The 22,793-nt window shown below is 67.6% G+C and carries 16 protein-coding genes; 15 read left to right on the forward strand and 1 reads right to left on the reverse strand.

Annotation, left to right across the window (positions count from 1 at the left end; all coding sequences use genetic code 11):
* Positions 1–165: 165 nt before the first annotated feature.
* The 9 genes from QMX96_RS07680 (at position 166) to QMX96_RS07720 (ending at position 12,404) form a co-directional block, all read left to right on the forward strand.
* Positions 166–2,256, forward strand: coding sequence for a TonB-dependent receptor (locus tag QMX96_RS07680; protein ID WP_282361502.1), 2,091 nt, complete (start codon positions 166–168; stop codon positions 2,254–2,256).
* Positions 2,257–2,320: 64 nt separating this feature from the next.
* The gene (locus QMX96_RS07685; RefSeq protein ID WP_213607423.1) at positions 2,321–3,631 is read left to right on the forward strand and encodes an NtaA/DmoA family FMN-dependent monooxygenase; all 1,311 of its coding nucleotides are present in this window, start codon (positions 2,321–2,323) and stop codon (positions 3,629–3,631) included.
* 3 nt (positions 3,632–3,634) lie between these two features.
* Positions 3,635–4,573, forward strand: coding sequence for a Fe2+-enterobactin ABC transporter substrate-binding protein (gene fepB, locus QMX96_RS07690; RefSeq protein ID WP_282361503.1), 939 nt, complete (start codon positions 3,635–3,637; stop codon positions 4,571–4,573).
* A gap of 3 nt (positions 4,574–4,576) precedes the next feature.
* Positions 4,577–5,581 (forward strand): iron ABC transporter permease, encoded by a 1,005-nt coding sequence (locus QMX96_RS07695; protein ID WP_054914475.1) that lies wholly within the window; start codon positions 4,577–4,579, stop codon positions 5,579–5,581.
* The gene (locus tag QMX96_RS07700) at positions 5,578–6,615 is read left to right on the forward strand and encodes an iron chelate uptake ABC transporter family permease subunit (protein WP_282361504.1); all 1,038 of its coding nucleotides are present in this window, start codon (positions 5,578–5,580) and stop codon (positions 6,613–6,615) included. Before QMX96_RS07695 ends, QMX96_RS07700 begins: the two co-directional genes overlap by 4 nt.
* Positions 6,616–6,784: 169 nt before the next feature.
* The gene (locus QMX96_RS07705) at positions 6,785–8,698 is read left to right on the forward strand and encodes a sigma-54-dependent Fis family transcriptional regulator (protein WP_282361505.1); all 1,914 of its coding nucleotides are present in this window, start codon (positions 6,785–6,787) and stop codon (positions 8,696–8,698) included.
* A 5-nt stretch (positions 8,699–8,703) separates the two neighbouring features.
* Entirely contained in the window at positions 8,704–10,437 is a 1,734-nt protein-coding gene (locus tag QMX96_RS07710) for an ABC transporter ATP-binding protein (protein ID WP_116055342.1), read from the forward strand.
* The gene (locus tag QMX96_RS07715) at positions 10,427–11,107 is read left to right on the forward strand and encodes a peptidase S8 and S53 subtilisin kexin sedolisin (protein WP_282361506.1); all 681 of its coding nucleotides are present in this window, start codon (positions 10,427–10,429) and stop codon (positions 11,105–11,107) included. Before QMX96_RS07710 ends, QMX96_RS07715 begins: the two co-directional genes overlap by 11 nt.
* Positions 11,100–12,404 carry a tryptophan 7-halogenase gene (locus QMX96_RS07720; RefSeq protein WP_282361507.1) on the forward strand — a complete coding sequence of 435 codons (1,305 nt, stop codon included), beginning with the start codon at positions 11,100–11,102 and terminating at the stop codon, positions 12,402–12,404. Before QMX96_RS07715 ends, QMX96_RS07720 begins: the two co-directional genes overlap by 8 nt.
* Before the next feature lie 4 nt (positions 12,405–12,408).
* Here the strand turns inward: QMX96_RS07720 and QMX96_RS07725 are convergent, their stop codons facing one another.
* Positions 12,409–13,728, reverse strand: coding sequence for a hypothetical protein (locus QMX96_RS07725; protein WP_282361508.1), 1,320 nt, complete (start codon positions 13,726–13,728; stop codon positions 12,409–12,411).
* A gap of 303 nt (positions 13,729–14,031) precedes the next feature.
* Here QMX96_RS07725 and ccsA point away from each other — a divergent pair, with 303 nt between their 5' ends.
* The 6 genes from ccsA to QMX96_RS07755 all read left to right on the forward strand — a co-directional run bounded on the left by ccsA (position 14,032) and on the right by QMX96_RS07755 (position 22,750).
* The gene (ccsA, locus tag QMX96_RS07730; protein WP_282361509.1) at positions 14,032–16,218 is read left to right on the forward strand and encodes a cytochrome c biogenesis protein CcsA; all 2,187 of its coding nucleotides are present in this window, start codon (positions 14,032–14,034) and stop codon (positions 16,216–16,218) included.
* Between the two features lie 234 nt (positions 16,219–16,452).
* The gene (gene peaA, locus QMX96_RS07735; protein WP_282361531.1) at positions 16,453–17,976 is read left to right on the forward strand and encodes a quinohemoprotein amine dehydrogenase subunit alpha; all 1,524 of its coding nucleotides are present in this window, start codon (positions 16,453–16,455) and stop codon (positions 17,974–17,976) included.
* A gap of 72 nt (positions 17,977–18,048) precedes the next feature.
* Complete coding sequence (gene peaB / locus QMX96_RS07740; RefSeq protein ID WP_104572474.1) at positions 18,049–19,479, forward strand: quinohemoprotein amine dehydrogenase maturation protein; 1,431 nt, start codon at positions 18,049–18,051, stop codon at positions 19,477–19,479.
* A 1-nt stretch (position 19,480) separates the two neighbouring features.
* On the forward strand, positions 19,481–19,804 hold the full coding sequence (gene qhpC / locus QMX96_RS07745) for a quinohemoprotein amine dehydrogenase subunit gamma (RefSeq protein ID WP_054914481.1): 324 nt from the start codon (positions 19,481–19,483) through the stop codon (positions 19,802–19,804).
* 31 nt (positions 19,805–19,835) lie between these two features.
* Positions 19,836–20,993 carry a quinohemoprotein amine dehydrogenase subunit beta gene (gene peaD, locus QMX96_RS07750; protein WP_282361510.1) on the forward strand — a complete coding sequence of 386 codons (1,158 nt, stop codon included), beginning with the start codon at positions 19,836–19,838 and terminating at the stop codon, positions 20,991–20,993.
* 56 nt (positions 20,994–21,049) lie between these two features.
* Entirely contained in the window at positions 21,050–22,750 is a 1,701-nt protein-coding gene (locus QMX96_RS07755; protein ID WP_282361512.1) for an AMP-binding protein, read from the forward strand.
* Positions 22,751–22,793 lie beyond the last annotated feature (43 nt).

Below are 22,793 nucleotides of genomic sequence, written 5' to 3' on the forward strand. Positions count from 1 at the left end.
TGTGCGCCGCTTGTGCGCGGCGTCGGTGCGCATGATACCGACTTTTCCGAGCGCTGGCCGGGCCCCTGGATTTACCACATTGCAGAATCAATTCTCTATTGAGGAATGAAGTGGCCACATGATACCTTTCGCACAAACGATTATGATTATCATTTGGAGCGTATCTTGAAGGCCTATTCACCCCTTGAACTCACCTGCGGTTTCAGCGTGCTGACCCTGGCGACCGTGCTCGGCATGGCGCCCGCGATGGCCGATGATGCCGTTGTTGCCCCGGGCAAAGGCGCAGTCACCTTCGAACCGATCATGATCACCGGGGAAAAGCTCGAGCGTGACCTGAAGAACACCGCCTCCTCGGTGTCGGTCAAGACTGCCCGCGACATCGAGCGCCAGAACACCGGCAACGCCAGCGTGCATGAAGTGCTCAACGACGTGCCCAACGTGATCTATACCGGCTCGGTAGGCGCGCCGATCATCCGCGGCCAGGACACCCAGGGCCCGAACAACGGGCAGAACCAGTTCTGGGGCGGCACCGTGCCACGGGCCACCATCAACCTGGACGGCCACTACCTGAACTACAACGAGATGTTCTTCGGCGCCACCTCGGTGTGGGACGTGGACAGCATCGAGGTGTTCCGCGGCCCGCAGACCACCTCGCAAGGCGCCAACGCCATCGCCGGCGCGATCATCGTCAACACCAAGGACCCGACCTTCACCCCCGAGGCCGCCTACCAGGCCGAGATCGGCAACTACAACGCCAAGCGCACCTCCATCGCGCTGTCCGGGCCGCTGATGGGTACCGACCTGGCCGGGCGCCTGGCGGTGGACTACTCGGCGCGCGATACCTTCATCGACTACACCAACCCCAACTTCCAGAAGGGCAAGACCGACCACGACTTCAGCGCGCTCACCACCCGCGCCAAGCTGCTATGGCTGCCCACCGACATCCAGGGGCTGGAGGCCAAGTTCACCTTCTCGCACAACGAGAGCAACCGCCCCACCCAGGAAGCCGCCTCGGCGCCGTACCACAAGCTCGATCACACCACCACGACCATGCCCAGCTGGGAGCAGAGCACCAACACCAGCGTGCTGGACGTGAGCTACGACTTCGACAACGGCCTCAAGCTGATCAACCAGGCGCAGTATTCGTTGTCCAGCGTGCAGCGCTACACCGGCATCCCGGGGCAGGGCGACGCCGACATCAAGCAGAAGAACCTGTCCAACGAAACCCGCCTGGTGTTCGGTGACCAGCACAGCGTGCTCAGCGGCGCCACCGGCCTCTACGTGGCGCGCACCAGGACCGACGAAACCCTCAACCTGGCCGGGCTGTCGGCGTTCGACGACACCAAGGAAAACCTCGGCCTCTTCGGCGAGCTGAACTACCGCCTGAGCGACCTGTGGACCCTGAGCACGGGCCTGCGCTTCCAGCAGGACCGTATCGAGCGCGACGGCAACTCGGTGCTGGCGCCCACTGCGCTGGACTACCAGAAGACCTTCACCGCCGTGCTGCCCAAGGTATCGCTGGCCTACGCCGAGACCCCGGACTGGACCGTGGGCGCGATGGTCAGCCGCGGCTACAACCCGGGCGGTGTCTCGCTCAACCTGTCGACGCGCCAGTGGCAGTACTTCAAGGAAGAGTCGGTGTGGAACTACGAGCTGTTCACCCGCGCCAGCCTGCTCGATGACCGCCTGCGCCTGAGCGGCAACCTGTTCTACATGGACATGAAGGATTCGCAGTACAACATTCCGGTGGTGATCTCCACCGGGATCAGCCAGTCCTACACCATCAATGCCGAGAAGGCCCACGCCTACGGCATGGAACTGAGCGCCGACTACCAGCTGCTCGACAGCCTGACCCTCAAGGCCAGCGCCGGCACCCTGCGCACGCGCATCGACCGCATCACCAGCAATGACAGCTACCAGGCCAACGAGTTTGCCAAGTCGCCCGGCTACACCCTGAGCTTCGGGCCCAGCTGGGACGTGACCGACAAGCTCAACCTGTCGGCCCAGGTGCGGCATATCGACGGCTACTACTCCGACACGGCCAACAACTCGTCGTATTCGGTCGACTCCTACACCCTGACCGATGCCCGTGCCAGCTACCAGTTCACCCCGGCGGTGGAACTGTACGGCTACGTCAAGAACGTGTTCGACGACCGCTCGGCCACCTACCTGCAGCAGAACCGCGGCATTGGCGGCACCGAGGCGAGCATGACCACGCCACGCATGTTCGGCGTGGGCGTCAAGGGCTCGTTCTGAATCAACCCACTGTCAACGGCGGCCCTGGGGCCGCCGTACTCGATCACTTGCACCCGGAGCTTTGATGACCTCGCCCAAGCGACTCCATATCGGCCTTTCACTGGCCCCCACCTGGCTCAGCGGCGACGCCTGGCGGCGCGCCGACAGCAACGTCGAGGGCCTGTTCACCAGTGCCTTCGCCATCGATCTGGCGCAGCGCGCCGAAGCGGCGCACCTGGACTTCGTGTTCCGCCCCGACGTCAGTTGCCTGCCGGTGGAAATGCTCGAAAGCGGCCCTGGCTTCACCAGCCTCGACCCCACCATCCTGCTGGCCGCCGTGGCCCAGCAGACCTCGCACATCGGCCTGGTGTCGACGGTGTCGACCACCTTCTATCCGCCGTATGTGGTGGCGCGCCAGCTGCAATCGCTGAACTGGATCAGCAACGGGCGCGTGGGCTGGAACATCGTCACCGCCTTGCAGGGGCACGAGAACTTCGGCCTTGAGCAGATGCCCGACGCCGACGAGCGCTATGCGCGGGCGGCCGAGTTCACCGAGCTGGTGCACCAGCTGTGGGGCAGCTTCCCGTTCGAGGCGCTGACCATCGACCGTGCCAATGGCTGCTATGCCGACACCACCCAGGTGCGCCCGGTCAACCATGAGGGCACCTACCTCAAGGTCAAGGGCCCGCTGAACCTGCCAGCCTTCCCCGGCACGCGCATTCCGCTGATCCAGGCCGGTGCCTCGGAGTCGGGGCGGGATTTCGCCGCCTCGGTGGCCGACCTGGTGTTCGCACCCACGCCCGACAAGGAAGCGGCGCTTGAACTGCGCCGTGACCTGGGCCGGCGCGCCGAACGCCATGGCCGCTCGGCGCAGGCGATCCGCCTGCTGCCGGGCCTGAGCCTGTACCTGGCCGACACCCGCGAGCAGGCCCGGGCGGTGTTCATGCAAACCCACGGGCGCATGAACCGCGCGCGCAAGCTGGCCTCGATCAAGGAAATGACCGGGCTGGACCTGGCCGACTGGCCCCTCGACCGCCCGGTGACCCGCGCCGACCTGCCGGTGGTTGCGCCGGACGCCTCCAGCCGTACCCACAGCAGCCTGCTGCGCCGGCTGATCGAGCGCGAGTCGCTGAGCATCGACCAACTGCTGCTGCGCCCCGAGGTGATCTCGGCGGCGCACTGGCAGGTGGTCGGCACCGTCGACGATGCCTTCGAGCAGATCGCGGACTGGGCTGCCAGTGGCGCCATCGACGGCTTCATAGCCGCGCCCGGTGGCTCGGTCGAGTCGCTGAACCTGTTTCTCGACCAGTTGATGCCACGCCTGGTGCAGGCCGGCCTGTTCCGCGAGGGCTACAGCGGCTCGACCTTCGCCCACCACCTTGACGAGCAGGGCTAGACGATGAAAAAGACTGTGGTGGCCGTGCTGGCCATCGTCGCTGTGGCCAGCGCCGCCCTGTGGCTGGCCCGGCAGCCCGCCGAGCTTGCGGACGAGGCGCCGACGGCGTCGGCGCAGGCCTCGCCCAAGCGCATCGTGTCCACCTCGCCGAGCGTGACCGGCATCCTGCTGGCCATGGACGCGCCGCTGGTGGCCAGTGCCGCGACCACGCCCAGCCGCATCTCCGATGCCAAGGGCTTCTTCACCCAGTGGGCCGAGGTGGCCGACCAGCGCGGCGTGCAGGTGCTGTACAAGAACCTGTTGTTCGACCTCGAAGCGGTGGTCGGGCAGGCACCCGACCTGCTGGTGGTGTCGGCCACGGGGGCCGACAGTGTGCTGCCCCACCAGGCCGAGCTGCAGGCCCAGGGCATCGACACGGTGGTGGTCAACTACGCCAACCACAGCTGGCAGGAGCTGGCGCGCCAACTGGGGCAGGCCAGCGGCCTGCAGGCCCAGGCCGAGGCGGCCATCGAGCGCTTCGACGCCTACGCCGCGCAGGTTGCAGCGCGCATCACGCCACCTGCCGGCGCGGTCAGCGTGGTGGGTTACAACCTGGGTGGCAGCTATTCGGTAGCGCGCCTGGACAGCCCCCATGCGCAGCTGCTGGCAGCTCTCGGGTTCGCGGTGGCCGGCTTGCCGCAAGGGTTGCAAGGGCAGGTCAAGCGCAGCTCCGACGTGGACTTCATCTCCCGTGAAAACCTCTCGGCGGCCATCACCGGCGACACGGTGTTCCTGCTGGGCGGCAGCGACGCCGACGTGCAGGCGTTTCTCGCCGACCCGGTGCTGGCCAACCTGCCGGCGGTGGTGCACAAGCGGGTGTATGCACTGGGCCCCAGTTCGTTTCGCATCGACTACTACTCCGGGCGCGAGATGATCGACGCCGTGGCGCGGGCGTACCGCTGAGCCATGGTGCGATCAAGACGTTGTCAGGGCCTGCTGCTGGGGCTGCTGTTGCTGGTTGTGGCGGTGCTGGCGAGCCTGGTGGTGGGGTCGCGCAGCATCGGCGTGGCCCAGGTGTTCGAGGCGCTGTCGGCCTACGACCGGCTCGACGACCAGCACCTGATCGTGCGCGAACTGCGGGTGCCACGCACGCTGGTGGCGATACTGGCCGGGCTGGCGCTGGGCCTGGCTGGTGCGATCATGCAGGCGGTCACCCGCAATCCGCTGGCCGAACCGGGACTGCTGGGCATCAACGCCGGGGCCGGGGTAGGGGTGATCGTCGGTGTGGCCGTGCTGGGCCTGAGCAGCATGAGCGGCTACGTGTGGTGCGCCTTCGTCGGCGCCGGGCTGGCCGGGGTGGCCGTGTTCATGCTGGGCCGTGCCCAGGAGACCGGCACCAACCCGGTGCGCCTGGTGCTGGCCGGCGCCGGTCTGTCGGTGATGCTGGCCTCGGTCACCGGCATCATCATCCTCAATGCGCCGGCGCAGGTGTTCGACCAGTTTCGCCACTGGGCATCGGGCTCGCTGGAAAAGAGCGGCTTCGAGGCGGTGGGGGTGCTGGCGATGGCCGTGGTGCCGGGCGCTGTCACGGTGCTGGCGCTGGCCGGCAGCCTCAATGCCATGGCCCTGGGCAAGGACCTGGGCCTGGCGCTGGGGGTGAACGTGCGCCTCACCTGGCTGCTGGCCTGCCTGGCAGTGATGCTGCTGGCCGGCGCTGCCACCGCCGCTGCCGGGCCGATCGGCTTTGTGGGGCTGGTGGCGCCGCACCTGGCGCGCCTGCTGGTGGGCCCGGACTACCGCTGGATCCTGCCGTACTCGGCACTGTTTGCCGGCGTGCTGCTGTTGGGGGCCGATGTGCTGGGCCGGGTCGTGGCGGCGCCGGCGGAAGTGGCGGCGGGTATCGTCGCGCTGCTGATCGGCGGGCCGTTCTTTATCGCGCTGGTGCGCACATTCCGGTTGAGCAAGCTATGAACACTACCGCTACACGGGTCGTCCGCCTGGCCGCCCTGTCGTTTCGCTGGCAGCCACGGGGGTTGCTGGTGTGTGCCGTGCTGGTGCTGCTGGCCCTGGGGCTGGGGGTGCTGCTGCTGGGCATCGGCACCTTGCCGTTGACGCCGGGCCAGGTGCTGGCCAGCCTGCTGGGGGCAGGGCCGAGCCCGACCACCGAGCGCATCGTGCTGCGCGTGCGCCTGCCCCGGGTGCTCACCGCGTTGTGCGTGGGCGCTGCATTGGGCATGGCCGGCTCGATCTTCCAGTCCATCTCGCGCAACGCGCTGGGTTCGCCCGACATCATCGGTTTCACCACCGGGGCGGCGAGCGGGGCGATCGTGCAGATCATCCTGTTCGATGCCGGCCCGCTGGGGGCGTCGCTGGCGGCGGTGATCGCCGGCGTGGGCACCGCTGCGCTGGTATTCGTGCTGTCGATGAAGGGCCGCACCACCGGCGGCTATCGCCTGGTGCTGGTGGGCATCGGGGTGGGCGCGATGCTCTCGGGGCTCAACACCGTGCTGCTGGTGATGGGCAACCTCGACCAGGCCATGTCGGCGCAGATCTGGCTGGCCGGCTCGCTCAACACCCGCACCTGGTCGCATGTGCTGCCGGCGGCGCTGGGCCTGCTGCTGGTGGTGCCGGTGGCGGTGTACCACGCACGGCGCCTGAACATCCTCGAACTGGGTGACGACAGCGCCGCCCAGCTGGGTGTGGCGGTGGAGCGTACCCGCTTGCTGATGGTGATGGCGGCGGTGGGCCTGACCGCGACCGCCACCGCGGCGGCCGGCCCGATCAGTTTCATCGCCCTGGCCGCGCCGCAGCTGGCACGGCGCCTGACCACCTCGGCGCAGGTGCCGCTGGTGAGCGCAGCGCTGATGGGGGCGGTACTGCTGTTGGCCGCCGACCTGCTCAGCCAGCGTTTTGTGGCCAACCTCAACCTGCCCATCGGCCTGACCACCGGCCTGCTGGGCGGGGTGTACCTGCTGTGGCTGCTGGCGCGCAATCGGCGCGCCTGAAAGGAGGACGACACGTCGCGATTCATCACCTTTACGTAAACGTAACCTTGTGCCACTCTGCCGATCAGGTTGTCGGCGCCTGCGGGTGACGGCCCTGCAAATCTCAAGCACACTCCCTTGAGTTACATTGCCTTAAGTGCACAACGTTCGACGGGCGCTGGAGTAAGCGATGGCACGCACCATTCTAATAAAAAACGCCGCTGACCCTTTGCAGGAGTCACGCCAGGCACGCATGAAACTGGTCCATGACGGGGAGTTGCCGCTGGGCATGTTGCGCGACGAGATCGATGCCTCGTGGCGGCGCAGCCTCGGCCATGGCCTGAGTTGCCTCGAAGGCGAGCGGCACGAGCTGGCCGCCCCGCAGCGCGGTGAACTCAAGCGCCTGCTGGAAAGCAACCGGCTGCTGATCGACGCCGCCACGCCGGAGCTGGAGTACCTGGTGTCGCGCCAGGGCAAGGGCGGCATCATCATCCTCGGCGACGCCCAGGCCAACGTGCTGGCCATCGAGGGCAACACCGAGCCACTGCGCCAGACCGGGTTGCGCGACCTGCACCCGGGCAGTTGCTGGAGCGAGTCGGTGCGCGGCACCAATGCCATCGGCACCGCCGTGGTGGAAGGGCGCCCCACGCTGATCAACTGCGGCGAACACTACCTGGACCGCCTGAGCCCGTTCTCCTGCACCTCGGTACCGCTGCGCGACCCGCGCGGCGAGATCATCGGGGTGCTCGACCTGACCCGCGAAGGCGTCATGGCCCAGCCCCAGGACAACCTCTCGACGCTGTTGCTGGCGGCCGGCAACATCGAAAGCCGTATGTTCGGCCTGTGCTACCCCGAGCAACTGGTGGTGGCCTTCCACAACCGCCCGCAGTACCTGGGCAGCGCCTGGCACGGCCTGCTTGCCCTGAGCCTGGACGGCGAGGTGCTGGCGGCCAACGACCAGGCCTGCGCCTTGCTGCAGGTATCGCGCGCCGCCCTGGTGGGGCGCAGTTGCAGCGACCTGATCGGCCAACGCTCCAGCGCCTTCATCAGCCGGGTATGGCAGGGCGGCATCAGCAGCGTGCAGACCGCCAAGGGCGAGTTCTACTTCCGCTCCCAGCACCTGCCGCGCCAGCCCGTGATTGCCGCGACACCTGCACCCGCTGCCCCGGTGGCCGCGCAGAAGAGCGTCGACCTCGAGGCCCTGGCCGGGCGCGACAGCAGCCTTGCGCGCACCTTGCGCATGGCCCTGCAGGGCCTGAAGAACGAACTGCCGGTGCTGCTGCTGGGCGAAACCGGCACCGGCAAGGAAGTGGTGGCGCGCGCCCTGCACCAGGCCAGCCCGCGTGCCGGCAAGCCGTTCGTGGCGGTCAACTGTGCGGCCATACCCGAGGGGCTGATCGAGTCCGAACTGTTCGGCTACCGCGAAGGGGCGTTCACCGGCTCGCGCCGTGGCGGCATGGTCGGGCGCCTGATGCAGGCCCACGGCGGCACCCTGTTTCTCGACGAGGTGGGCGACATGCCGCTGGCCCTGCAGGCACGCCTGCTGCGGGTATTGCAGGAGCGCCGGGTGGCGCCGCTGGGCGCCGGCGAAGAGCAGGACATCGACGTGGCGGTGATCTGCGCCACCCACCGCGACCTCAAGCGCCACGTGCTCGAGCAGCAGTTTCGCGAAGACCTCTACTACCGCATCAACGGCGTGAGCCTGCGCCTGCCGGCACTGCGCGAGCGCGACGACCTGGGCGCCCTGATCGACAGCCTGCTGCACAAGTTCGGCGCCCACGGCGTGCGCCTGAGCAAGGAGCTGGCCGCGTTGCTGAACAACTACGACTGGCCCGGCAACATCCGCCAGCTGGAGATGGTGCTGCGCTCGGCGGTGGCCATGCGCGAGCCGGGTGAGCCACTGCTGGGCCTGGAACACCTGACCGACTGCCTGCTTGAAGACCTCAGGGGCAGCACCCAGCAGCCGGGCAGCATCCGCGAAAACGAGGAGGAGCTGATCCGTGGCGCCCTGGCGCGTCATCACGGCAACATCACCGCGGCAGCCGATGCCCTGGGCATCAGCCGCGCCACGCTGTACCGCAAGATCAAGCAGCTGCGCAGTTGAACCGCCTGGGTCGAGTGCTGCTGCGCCTGGTCAATACCGACGACCCGCAGCTGATGCGCCGGGCGCTGGCCTGGCTGTACGGCTTCGTGCGGCCCCACGGGCGGGCGATCGGCGTGCTGCTGGGGTTGTCGCTGGGCGCCTCGCTGCTGGTGCTGGCCCAGCCCTGGCTGGTCAAGACCCTGATCGACGAGGGCCTGCTGGCCAAGGACTTCGAGGTGCTGTGGCACATGGCGGCGATCATGGTCGGCGTGGGGCTGGCGAGCACCGTGCTGTCGGGGGTCAACCGCTACCTGCACACGCGCCTGTCGGGGCGCATCCTGTTCGCCCTGCGCGACGACCTGTATGGCCACCTGCAGCAGCTGTCGCCCAGCTTCTACGGGCGCAAGCGGCTGGGCGACATCCTTTCGCGGCTCGATGGCGACGTCGCGGAAATCCAGCGTTTTGCGGTGGATTCGCTGTTTTCGGCGGTTTCCAGCCTGATCGGCCTGGTGGGCGCGGTGAGCCTGATGCTGATGCTGTCGTGGCAGCTGACCCTGCTGCTGGCGGTGCTGATTCCCATCGAGGTGCTGTGGCTGCGCTGGATGCGGCGCAAGGTCGAGCGCGAGGTGCGCCAGCTGCGCGAACGCTCGGCCGATGTCTCGTCGTTTCTGGTCGAGACCCTGCCGGCGATGAAGTTCATCCAGGCCGCGGGCCAGCAGCAGCGCGAAGCCGGGCGCCTGGGGCGACTGGGCCAGGGCTACATGGGGCAACTGCTCAAGGTGCAGGTGACCGAGTTCCTGACCCAGGCGGTGCCGGGCACCCTGACCTCGCTGTGCCGCGCCGCGGCGTTTCTGGTGGGCGGCTACTGGGTGATCCAGGGCACCTGGCAACTGGGCGCGCTGATTGCCTTTTCCACTTATCTGGGCATGGCGGTGGGGCCGGTGCAGAGCCTGTTGGGCCTGTACGTGGCGGTCCAGCGCATGGCCGTGAGCCTGGGCCGGGTAATGGAGTTGCAACAGGAGCCGGTCAGCGTGACCCAGCCGGCCGCGCCGCAGCCGATGCGTGACGGCGGCGGCGAGCTGCGCCTTGAAGGAGTGTGCTTTGCCCATGAGCAGCGTCGTGGCGCGGTGCTGCAGGATGCCCGGGTGTGCATCGGCGCCGGGCTCAAGGTTGCCATCAGCGGTGCTTCGGGGGTTGGCAAGTCGACCCTGATCGACCTGCTGCAACGCTTCTACGACCCGGACCAGGGGCGCATCCTGCTCGATGGCCAGGACCTGCGCGACCTCGATCTGCTGGCACTGCGCCGGCGCATTGCGGTGGTCAGCCAGGACATCGTGCTGTTTCGCGGCACTCTGGCGCAGAACCTGGCCTACTGCCGGCCCGACGCGAGCCGTGCAGAACTGGAACAGGTGGTGGGCCTGGCGCGCCTGGACAGCCTGGTGCACAGCCTGCCCCTGGGGCTGGACGGGCCGCTGGGTGAACGTGGGCAGCAGTTGTCCGGTGGGCAGAAACAACGCATCGCGATTGCCCGCGCCCTGTTGCAGCAGCCATCGATCCTGGTGCTCGACGAAGCCACCTCGGCGGTCGACGAGGCCACCGAGCGCGAGGTGATCGCGGCCATCGACCAGCTGTTCGCCGGGCGCACGCGCATCCTGATCAGCCACCGGCCGTCCACCCTGGACGGCGCGGACCTTCACCTGCACCTCGAGGACGGGCAACTGCGCTGTGTACAGCCGCAGCCCGTGCGGCATGGGCACTAACCTGCGTGTCGGGGTGATCGACAGCGGGTGCTCGGCGCATCAGGCCGGGCCTATCGCCGGTGGCCGGCGTTTCTGGCTGGAGCACGGCGAGTTGCGCGAGGGGCAGGTGCAGGCCGATGTCCTGGGGCATGGCAGCCGGGTACTCGACTGCCTGCTGGCCCAGGGCGGTGCCGGCGAGGTGCTGGTGGCGCAGGTGTTCGACCGCCACTGGCAGACCTCGGCATTGCAGGTGGCGGCGGCGCTGCTGTGGCTGGTGGAGCAGGGCGCGATGCTGGTCAACCTGAGCCTGGGCCTGCAGCAGGACCGCAATGTACTGCGTGCGGCCTGCGCCGTGGCCGTCGAGGCCGGGGTGCTGCTGTGCGCATCGAGCCCGGCGCGCGGTGCGCCGGTGTACCCGGCGCGTTATCCGGGGGTGATTCGGGTAACCGGCGATGCCCGCTGCGCGCCGGGCCAATGGTCGTGGCTCGACACGCCCCAGGCCGATTTCGGCGCTGCGGTCGATCCGGCCAGCGGCGTGGCGGGGGCGAGCCTGGCCAGTGCGGCGCTGTGCGGCCAGGTGCGCGCACTGTTGACGGCGCAGCCGAACGCGGGTCGCGAACAGGTACTGGCCTATCTGCGCCAACAGGCCGCCTTCATTGGTGCAGAACGCCGTGGCGGCGTGCATGGCTGAGCCGCGCATCCTGATACTGGGCGCCGGGCCCGCAGGCGCGGCGTGCGCCATGGGGTTGCAGCGCCTGGGCTACCCGGTCGAGATGGTGTGTGACTGGCGCCGGTTCGAGGCGGTGGAGGGTGTGTCCCAACGGGTGCTCGACGGCCTGCGCCATGCCGGCCTAGGCAGCGCACTGGAACAGGCAGCCATGCCCGCGCGCCGCCAGGTGCACTGGAATGGCCAGCAGCAATGGCTGAACCAGGAATGCCTGCTGGACCGCCGCCGTTTCGATGCCGCCCTGCGCGATGACCTGCGCCGGGCCGGCGTGGGCTTGATCGAAGCACGGGTGAGCAAGCTGCACAGCACGGCGCACGCGCACCAGGTGCAGCTTAACGATGGCCGGGTGCTGAATGCCGATTTTCTGGTGGAGGCACGCGGGCGCCAGGCCCCGTTGACGGCGAGCCGCCTGCGCGGCCCCGAAAGCGTCAGCCTGCTCAGTGTGTGGCAGGGCGCGCCGGCCGAGCCGGTGTCGGCGGTGCAGAGCCTGGCCGACGGCTGGGCCTGGATGGCGCGCCTGGCCGATGGCCGCTGCTATTGGCAGATCAGCCTGGACAGCAGCGCCGGCGGTCTGCCGGGCAAGGCGCACCTGCCTGAGTACTGTGCCCGGCGTCGGGGCGAATCGGCACTGGTGGCCGAGGTGTTCGGCGCGGCGGCCGGGCAGGCGGTGCCGGTGCATGCGCGCAGCAGCACGGCGATCCTGGCAGGCGCATGCGCGGGGCACAACTGGCTGCGCATCGGCGACGCCGCCATGGCGGTGGACCCGCTGTCGGGCAACGGCATCTTCCAGTCGCTGTCCTCGGCCCTGCAGGCGCCCGCAGTGATCAACACCCTGCTGCGCCGCCCCGGGCAGCAGGCGCTGGCCCTGCGCTTTCATCAGGAACGTATCGAGCAGCTGTTCCTGCGCTTCGCCCGCATCGGCCGGGATTTCTATGCCCAGGAGGCAGACAAGGCCGGGCAAGCGTTCTGGGGCCCGCGCCAGGTGTGGCCGGATGCGCAACCACTGCACCTGCCCGGGGACTTCCGCCAATGGCAGGTGCAGCAGCGCCCGGTGGTGAGCCACGGCTTCATCGAACAGGCCGAGGTGGTGGTGGGGCCCGACCAGCCGCTGGGTATCTGGCACCTCGACGGCGTGCCGCTGGCCCCGTTGGTACGCGGGGTTCAGGCCGGTCAGCCATTGCAGTGGCTGCTGCACGGCAGGCCGGCGCCGGAACAGGCCAGGCTGCGCGGCTGGCTGGCCGCGCAGGGGTACCCGGTGTGACACCTCAGAAAAAGGTGCCCACCAGCAGTTGCAGGTAGGTGCTGGTGTCGCTGCTGCCCAGCTGCAGGCCGCCATTGTCGGCACTGCGATCAGGCTTGTAGAAACCCAGCAGCGGGCTGATCAGCAGGTGCTCGTTGACCATCCACTCCACGTACAGGTCCAGCTCGCGGCCACCCAGGTTGCCACGCGCCTTGTCCAGGGTATCGAAGTCGAAGTACAGCGCGCCAAGGGTCAGGTTCTCCCGTGGGGTGGCCTTGAGGCCCACGTGATGCACCTGGCTGTTGCTGTTGAACGGGCCGGCATAGTTGGCCGCGACCTCGCCCTGGAACCAGGTGCCGTAGCCGCGGCTGGCCCCGTAGAACAGCGGGTCGAAGGCATTCGAGAAGCGGCTGTAGCGGTAGGTGGCGGTCGGGCTCCAGGGCACCTCGGAGAAGGTCCAGGCGCCTTCCAGGTACCAGGCGTTCTCGCGCCCGCTGGGCTTGTCCTGGGTCACGTATTCGGCGGCCACCTCCAGGTCCTTGACCCCCAGGCTGCCGCGCCCACGCAGGCTGACAGTATCCATGCCATCGCGCTCCTGCAGGCCCAGGATCGACGCATAGCGCCGGTCGACATCCAGGCCGCGAATCCATGAAATGCCCAGGGTGCCGGCTTCGCCCACCTGTTCGAGGTTGGCGATGGCAAGCTCGGTATCGGCCTGGTAATGGTTGTCCGACTTCAGCCACATCAGGTCGCCGCGCAGGCCCTCGCTGCCGCCCAGGCGCAGTACGGCCGTGCGGTCGAAGGCCTTGCGCGCGGCCAGGTAATAGGCGCCGCCGCGGTTGAAGTTCGCGCCCAGGTCGACCTTGCCAAGGTTGACCGGATCACCCTGGATCAGAAAGCCGTCGCCCAGGGTCAGCGTCTGGCGGCCGGCGGAAACGTCCACGCCGTCCTTGCCCAGCGCCGGGAACAGGTCGCCGGAGCGCCAGCCCAGGTAGGCATCCTCGACGCCGGTGCGCCGTTCGCTGCCCAGGGTCAGGCCGGCGGCGTCGCCGTCGCCCCAGGTACCGGAGCTGACCAGGTTGAACGCGCCGTAGGCCGTGCCCGCAGCGCCCAGTGCCTGGCTCGCACTCAGCCCATACTTGATATAGCCCTCGCGCCAGGCACTGCTGCCGGGCTGACGGTTGCCGCCCACCGCGTAGCTTTCGTCACTGTGAAATACGCCGAACAGGGCCTCGAGGTCGGCGTTCAGCACGCGGCCCTCGTTGTTGTACAGCTCGTGGGCCTGGGCGCTGCAGGCCATGAGGGCAAGCGTCAGCGCCAAGGGCGTGCGGGCGGCTCGAATCATCGGTGTGCTCCTTTCTTGTTGTTATCGAAGGTGTGCAGCGAGCTGCACCGGCCCAAGCAACTACTGCGCCATGCCTGCACGACGCGTTCAACCCGATGAAATGTCGGCGGTTTGTCTCCCAGCCCGGCGAGATCGAGGCGGGCCGTACTGTCTCAGCCGCCCATCGACTGTCTCAGAACGGCACACACGCACGCACTCCCGGGATGCCCTGAAACCGGCCAAGCTGCTGTTCTGGCAGGTGAAACCTGGCCTGGCGCAGTACTTGTATGGCCGCTTGCACAACAACAAGAAGGAGTGGGCGTCGTGAGCGATCTGCGATGGGATACGGGCTGGCCACCGGCCCTGGGGCTGCTGCTGTGCTGCGCGCTGCTGTGGTGGCTGCCCCAGATGGGCAACCTGCTGCTGGTGCTGATTGCCGGGCTGGTGGTACTGGGCGCCGTGCGCGCACGGCTGCGGCAGATACTCTGGCGGCTGGCGCTGGTGGGGCTGTGTGCGGCGTGCCTGAGCCTGGTGATGCACCTGCTGGCCGACCATTTCCAGCTGCGCTACATCTGGCTGTACAGCAGCGCCACGCTGCCGGCCTACCTCAAGGTCGCCAACCTGTGGGGCGGCGATGAAGGCACCGTGCTGCTGCTGGCAACCCTGTGCATGGGCATCGGCGTGCGCAATGCCGCGCTGCCGGGCTGGGCCGGGCGCGCCAATGCGCTGGTGGCGGCCTGGTACACCCTCACTGCCGCCGGGTTGGGGCCGTTCACGGCAACGCCGGCCGACTGGCTGGCGGCCCAGGCGAGCCAGGGCATGAACGCGCACCTGCAGACGATCTGGATGGCGTTTCACGCGCCGCTGATTATCGCCGCCTATGCCTGGGCCATCGCCCCGGCCGGTGCTGCGCTGGATGCACTGGCACGTACCGGCGACGCCTACGGTGCGCTGGCATGTACCTACGGCAGGCGCGCCTGGCTGGTACTGACCGCCGGCATCGGCATGGGCATGGTGTGGGCGCTCGAAGACTTCACCTTCGGCCAGCTATGGCACTGGGACCCGGTGCAGACAGCCGCCTTCGCGGTATGGGCGATGCTCGGCGCGGTACTGCACGGGGCACGGCGCTGGCGGCCGCAGGGCCGCCACTGGCGCGCGCTGCCGCTGTTCAGCCTGCTGACTGCGGCGCTGGCCTGCATCGCCATGTCGGTGACGCGCAGCGAGGTGCTGGCCAGTTCACACCGCTATATCGGTACCACTTCATGGCTGGGGCACCTGGCGCTGGCGGGGGGCATCCTCGGCCAGATGCTGTGGTTTGCCTGGCGAGCGTTCAGGCGGCCGGCGGCGCAGGCCCGCCCAGTGCGCCGGTCGGCTTCGGACTGGGGGCTGGACCTGTCGATGTGGCTGTTCGCCGTGGCCGCGTTGCTGGCGGTGGGCCAACTGCTCAGCGCTCATGTCGGTCAGTGGCTGGCGCTGGAGAAGGCCTCGGAGCTCAAGCCGTTCTTCGAGACCCTGGCCGTGTGGGCCAGTGCCGAGGAGCTGGCCGGTCTGCGCCGGGCCTTCGATCACTGGGACGTGGACGGCCATGCCCTGGGCAAGTGGCTGATGCCCGTCATCGGCTTGCTCGGGCTGCTCGGCGGGTGGGTGTTCCTGCGGCGCAGCCTGCCGGCGCGCTACGCCGGCCTGATTACCCTGGGCATGGCGCTGTGGGTAGCGCTGACGGCCTGGCGCGGTGCCTGGCTGACCTCGCGCTACACCGGCGAAGGGGTGCTGTCCCAGCGCATCGTGCAGGTGCTGCCGTGGCTGGACGCGGCCCTGCTGGCGGGAATGTTCCTGCTGCTGGCGTGCCTGGCCTGGGGCATGCGGGTACTGTGGCGCAGCCGCCGGCTCGGCACCCTGCGTCATACGGCGCCGTTGGCGCTGATTCACGGTGGGGCGATGGTGGCGCTGGCCGGTGGCCTGCTGGCCACGGCACTCAATACCTACATGCCCATCAATATTGCCCCGGCTTCATCACCGCAGGCGTGGCACCGGGTGGCCGATCAGTTGCAGGTGCGCGTGCTGCCGGTAAGCAGCCAGCAGAACTTCTCGGGCTACCAGGCGGTGGCGCAGGTGCAGTTGCGCAGCGACGACCAGGTCATCGCCGGGCACGCGCTGTTCCAGGACCGGCGCGCATTGCCGCCGGCCTATCAGGGCCCGGTGCGACAGCTGTGCGAAATCCTCGACTACCGTTATGCACGCCATGTGGGCGACCCGGGCTATGTGCTGCACCCCTTCATCGTGCGCGGCTGGGCCCAGGACCTGCAGGTATGGGTACCGGCCTCGCCACGCCTGATGACGGCCGCCGGCACGCTGGGCGGTGGCGACGCGATCCAGGGGGTGATCGTGGTGCGTCGCTATCCGTTCGTGTCGCTGGTGTGGCTGGGGTTGCTGGCGATGGTGCTGGGTATGCTGGTGCTGCCGGGCCAGGCTCACCCGGCCAGGCAGTGGTCTCAGCTGTCTCAGAGTTAGACAGTCATCGCGAAATTGCACGCCCGGGCAGCGCTTGAATCAATGTTGTTTATCAGGAGTATCCAGTAACTAATTGTTAAACAAGGAATTGATTTTGTTGGCATGCACTCTGCTTGGTGTGAGTCAGATGTGCAGTACAGCCCCTCGCCGGGCGCGGACGATTTATAAAAACAATACCGTGGAGGCCTGACCTTGAAGACAACACGACTCCGGCATTACCTGAGTGCCGGCACCATGGCCATGCTGGCCTGTGCTGTTCTGCCCCCCGCCGTGGCCGAAGATGGCAAGGCGATTCTCAATGCCAAGTGCATGGCCTGCCATACCCCCGAGGGCAACGACGCCCTGAGCCGCATCAGCCACCAGCGCAAGACCCCCGAAGGCTGGCTGATGAGCATTGCGCGCATGCAGTTGATGTACGGCGTGAAGATCAGCGATGAAGACCGTCGCTCGGTGGTCAAGTATCTGGCCGACAGGCAGGGGCTGGCACCCAGCGAGACCGATGGCATGCGCTACGCGATGGAGCGGCGCCTGAACACCGTGGAGAAGTTCGACGAACCCCTCAACCAGATGTGTGCCCGCTGTCACTCCGGCGCGCGGGTGGCGCTGCAGCGTCGGCCGCTGCAGGAATGGGAACGCCTGGTGGAGTTCCACCTGGGGCGCTGGCCGTCGCTGGAATACCAGATGATGTCCCGCGACCGCGACTGGCTGGGGCTGGCGCGCAACGAAGTGGCGCCCCAGCTGGCCAAGGACTACCCGCTTGAGAGTCAGGCCTGGAGCGACTGGCAGAAGAGCAAGCCGGGCGCCGACGCACTGCCGGGGCAGTGGAGCTTCAGCGGCCACATGATGACCAGGGGCGATGTGCGCGGCGTGATGAGCGTGACCCACGACAGCGGCGACACCTTCAACATCGAGGTCAAGGGCCAGTATGCCGACGGCACGCCGTTCAATGGCAGCGGCTCGGCCATCGTCTACAACGGCTACGAATGGCGCGGCAACCTGAAGATCGGCGATGTGCGCATGCATCAGGTATTCGCGGCCCTGAACGGCGAGATGAAAGGGCGCATGTTCGAGACCGAGCACGACGAGCGCGGCCTGGACTTCAGCGCGGCCAGGCAGGACAGCCCCCGCCTGCTGGCGGTACAGCCGGCGTTCATCCGCGCCGGCAACGAGGCCGAGCTGACCCTGGTGGGCAGCGGCCTGTCCGGCACCCCGGACCTGGGCGCAGGCGTTGAGGTGGTCAAGGTGCTGGAAAGCACCCCGCAGCTGTTGCGGGTCAAGGTCAAGGCGGCAGCCGATGCCGCGCCGGGGCTGCGCAACGTGGCCCTGGGTGCGCTCAAGGGCGTGGACCTTGCGGTGTACACCGAGGTCGCCGAGGTCAAGGTGGTGCCGGCGTATTCGGTGGCGCGCATCGGCGAGAACGGCGGCACCACGCCCAAGGTGCAGGGCCGCTTCGAGGCCGAGGCGTGGGGCAAGGGCGCCGATGGCCAGCCTTACCGCATCGGCTACCTGCCGGCCAAATGGACGGTGGAGCCGTTCAACGAGCAGGCCAGGGACGACGAGGACGTGAAGTTCGCCGGCACCATGCAGCGCGACGGGGTGTTCCTGCCTGCCGGCGCCGGGCCGAACCCGCAGCGCAGGATGATGGCCAACAACGTCGGCAACCTGAAGGTGATCGCCCAGCTGGAGGAGGGTGGCCTGCAAGGCGAAGGGCAACTGATCGTCACGGTGCAGCGCTGGAACAGCCCGCCGCTGCCCTGACCGCGAAGGCGGTGGGCGAGCGCGTCTCGCCCGGCTTTGCCACGACGAATCGTCACATTTGCGGAGGTCACCATGGGTGCATTATTGAATCTGGTCGAACGCAACCTGCACGAAGTGCGGGTGGACGACGACCGCATGCTGTTCCACATCCCCAGCAGCTCGCTGTTCGCCACCGATGACGTTACCGGCGGCATCATCGACGCCCTGCGCGTGCAGAGCTGCACCAGCGAAGACCTGGTGCTGCGTCTGGCCGGACGCTTCGCCGGGCAGGACGTCAACGAGACACTGCGCGAGCTGATCGCGCTGGAAGTGGTCAACGACGGCTCGCCGCTGACCCCGGAGCTGGGCATCAGCCGGGTCGAGCGCACAGCGCTCAACACCGTGGTGCTGAACGTCAACACCGGCTGCAATCTCAGTTGCACCTACTGCTACAAGGAAGACCTGGACAAACCCTCGGCCGGCAAGAAGATGGGCGCCGACACCGCCGAGGCCTCGGTGGAGATGCTGCTGCGCGAGTCGCCCGACGAAGAGCGCTACAGCGTGGTGTTCTTCGGCGGCGAGCCGTTGTCCAACCGCCCGCTGATCGAGCACATGGTCAACTACTGCGAGCGCCGCTTTGCCGAGGCCGGCAAGCAGGTGGAATTCATCATGACCACCAACGCCACGCTGCTCACCGAAGAGATCGTCGACTACCTCAATGCCCATCGCTTCGGGCTGTCGGTGAGCATCGACGGGCCCAAGACCGTGCACGACCGCAACCGCATCACGGTGGGCGGGCAGGGCACCTACGACGTGGTGCGGCGCAAGGTCGACCTGCTGCTGTCGCGCTACCGCAGCCGCCCGGTGGGCGCGCGGGTGACGCTGACCCGTGGCATCACCGACGTGGAGACCATCTGGAACCACCTGTTCAACGAGCTGGGCTTTGCCGAGGTCGGCTTTGCGCCGGTCACCTCGGGCGACATGTCCGACTTCAACCTCACCGGCGACGAACTGGTGGAGGTGTTCGCCAACATGAAGGCCCTGGGCCGGCGCTACCTGGAGGCGGCGCTGGAGCACCGCAACATCGGTTTTTCCAACCTGCACCAGCTGATCACCGACATCCACGAAGGCCACAAGAAGGCGCTGCCCTGTGGGGCCGGGCTGAAAATGCTGGCGGTCGACCACAAGGGCGAGCTCAACCTGTGCCACCGTTTCACCGGCTCCAGCCTGCCGACCTTCGGCAACGTGCACGGCGAGGTCAAGCAGGCCGAGCTCAACGACTTCCTGTCCCAGCGCCTGGACCGCAGCGGTACCGGCTGCGACACCTGCCACATTCGCAACCTGTGTTCCGGCGGCTGCTACCACGAAAGCTACGCCCGCTATGGCGACCCCACCCATCCCACCTACCACTACTGCGAACTGATGCGCGACTGGGTGGACTTCGGCATCGAGGTCTACAGCCGCATCATGGCCGCCAACCCGGCCTTCATCAGCAGTTACATCACCCCGCGGAAGGCGCACTGACATGAAACATCTGAAGCCGCTGAACAACAAGGCACTGATTCTGGAACAGGCCGCTGCCGAAGACCGTCTCGAGGAAGTGGTGGCAATGAGCAGCGTGGCCGGGTGCACCGCCACCACCGACCCGGGCTGGGAGGTGGACGTGTTCGGGGGGGTGGCGTCGCTGTGCCAGCCGATGGAGGCCGACCTCTATGGCTGCTCCGACCCGTGCTGGTGGCCGGCCCAGGTGCCGGACATGATGAGCACCTTCCCCGACTGGAACAAGGACGCGCAAAGCTCCGACGAGGGCTGGCGCAATCTCACCACCGTGTTCCCGAACGACAAGTGACCTGACGACAAGAATAAAAAAGGATACCGCTATGAAGCTTCAGTTCATCGGCCGCATGGCCGCGACGAGCTTGGGTCTGTTTGCCATCTGCACCGCTGCCGGTGTCGGCCTGGCCTTCGCCGCCAGCGACGTACCCGCCAACGCGTCGGGGCCTGCGCTCAAGCCGGGCAAGGAATACCTGCTGGCCACCAACTACCCCAACAACCTGCACCTGATCGACGTGGCCAGCGACACGCTGTACAAGACCTGCCAGATGCCCGACGCCTTCGGCCCGGGCGCGGCGCAGGTGGCGCCGGACAAGAAGGTCGCCTACGTGCTCAACAACCACTACGGCGATATCTACGGCATCGAGCTGGACACCTGCAAGACGGTGTTCCATGCGCGCCTGGCGTTCAAGCCGGGCGAGCAGGCCAAGTCGATGCTGTCGCTCGCAGTCAGCCCGGACGGCAAGGAACTGTACAGCGTGGCCAACCCCACGCAGATCCTCAACGACCACTATGCGGTGCAGGCGCCGCGCCTGCAGGTGTACGCCACCGACGCCGGGTTGAACGCCCAGCCGCTGCGCACCTACGAGGTACCGAGGCAGATCTCGATCATGCAGGCCGCGGACGACGGCAGCCTGTACATGGCCGGGCGCGACATCTACAAGCTGGACGTGAAGACCGGCCAGTACAGCGTGGCCTTGCCCACCGGCAGCTGGAAGCGCCCGCAATACAGCCCGCCGGACCTGCTCTACATCTGGTCTCACCAGACCGCCCGGCGTGATTTCTCGTTGCTCTACACCGCCGCCAAGTACAAGGACGAGAAACAGGACGCTGACACCGCCGACTTCGTCTACGGCTACGTCAGCGTCGACCTGACCACCGGCAAGACCCAGGTTCAGGACTTTGCCCCGGTCACCGAGGTGTACTTCACCGGCATGCGCTCGCCCAAGGACCCCAACCAGATGTTCGGCGTGCTCAACCGCCTGGCCAAGTACGACATCAAGCAGCAGAAGCTGATCAAGGCCGCGAACCTGGCGCATTCGTACTACTGCATCAGCTTCGACAAGGCCGGCAGCAAGCTGTACCTGACCGGCACCTTCAACGACGTGGCGGTGTACGACCCGGACAGCCTGGAGCTGGTGGCGAACATCAAGCTGCCAGGCGGCGACATGGCCACCGGTACCGCACAGGTATTCACCCGCTGACTCAACGCAGGCGGGCAACCACCTGCGCCGGCCCATAACAATCACAAGGGGCAACCATGAATCAACCGAGCTATACCCAGGGGCGTCAGGACAAGGACCTGCTCGCCATGACCATCGGTGCGGCGTTCGACGCCACTGCGGCCAGGTTCGCCGCGCGTGAAGCGCTGGTGGTGCGCCACCAGGGCCTGCGCTACAGCTGGCAGCAACTGGCCGAGGAGGTCGAGCGCCACGCCCGGGCCCTGCTGGCCCTGGGGCTGCAGCGCGGCGATCGCCTGGGCATCTGGGCGCCCAACTGCGCGCAGTGGTGCATCACCCAGTTCGCCAGCGCCAAGGTCGGCGTGATCCTGGTCAACATCAACCCGGCCTATCGCAGCAGCGAGCTGGAATACGCGCTCAAGCAGTCCGGCTGCAACTGGGTGATCTGCGCCGACGCGTTCAAGACCAGCGACTACCACGCGATGCTCCTCGGCCTGGTGCCGGAGCTGGCCAGCGTCGCCCCCGGCAGCCTGAACTGCCAGCGCCTGCCAGCCCTGCGCGGCGTGGTGAGCCTGGCCGAGCAACCACCCCCAGGCTTTCTGCCCTGGGCGGGCCTGCAAGGCATGGCCGAGGCGGTGACCGTGCAGGCCCTGGCCGAGCGCCAGGCCGGCCTGCACTGGCACGACCCCATCAATATCCAGTACACCTCCGGCACCACGGGTTTTCCCAAGGGGGCAACCCTCAGCCACCACAACATCCTCAACAACGGCTACATGGTCGGCGAGAGCCTGGGCCTGAGCGAGCACGACCGGCTGGTGATCCCGGTGCCGCTGTACCACTGCTTCGGCATGGTCATGGGCAACCTGGGCTGCCTGACCCATGGCTCGACCATGATCTACCCCGGGGATGCCTTCGACCCGCTGAGCACCCTGCGCGCCGTTGCCGAGGAGCGCGCCACCGCGCTCTACGGTGTGCCGACCATGTTCATCGCCGAACTGGACCACCCGCAGCGGCATGAATTCGACCTGTCGAGCCTGCGCACCGGGATCATGGCCGGCGCTACCTGCCCGATCGAGGTGATGCGCCGGGTGATCGACGAGATGCACATGAGCGAGGTGCAGATCGCCTATGGCATGACCGAGACCAGCCCGGTGTCGCTGCAGACCGCCGCCGAGGACGAGCTGGAGCTGCGCGTCACCTCCGTGGGGCGTACCCAGCCGTGCCTGGAGAGCAAGCTGGTGGACAGCGACGGGCTCACGGTACCCCGCGGGCAGATCGGCGAGCTGTGCACCCGTGGCTACAGTGTCATGCTCGGCTACTGGGAAAACCCCGAGGCCACCACCGCGAGCATCGACCACGAGGGCTGGATGCACACCGGCGACCTGGCGGTGATGGACGAGCAGGGCTATGTGCGCATCGTCGGGCGCAGCAAGGACATGATCATTCGCGGTGGCGAGAACATCTACCCGCGGGAGCTGGAGGAGTTCTTCTTCACCCACCCGGCCATCGCCGACGTACAGGTGATCGGCATTCCGTGCAGCCGTTATGGCGAGGAGATCGTGGCCTGGGTCAAGTTCCACCCCGGACACAGTGCCAGCGAAGACGAACTGCGCGAATGGGCCAGGGCGCAGATCGCCCACTTCAAGGTGCCGCGGCACTTTCGCCTGGTGGACGAGTTCCCCATGACGGTCACCGGCAAGGTGCAGAAGTTTCGCATGCGCGAGATCAGCATCGAGGAACTGACCCTGGCCAGGCAAGGCCGGCTGGCGGCCAGGGGGTAGGCCTGCGCCGCCGGGTGCGGGCGGTCATGCAGGGCGCATGACC

The organism is Pseudomonas sp. PS01300 (assembly GCF_029960155.1).
GTDB classification, from domain to species: Bacteria; Pseudomonadota; Gammaproteobacteria; order Pseudomonadales; family Pseudomonadaceae; genus Aquipseudomonas; species Aquipseudomonas palmensis.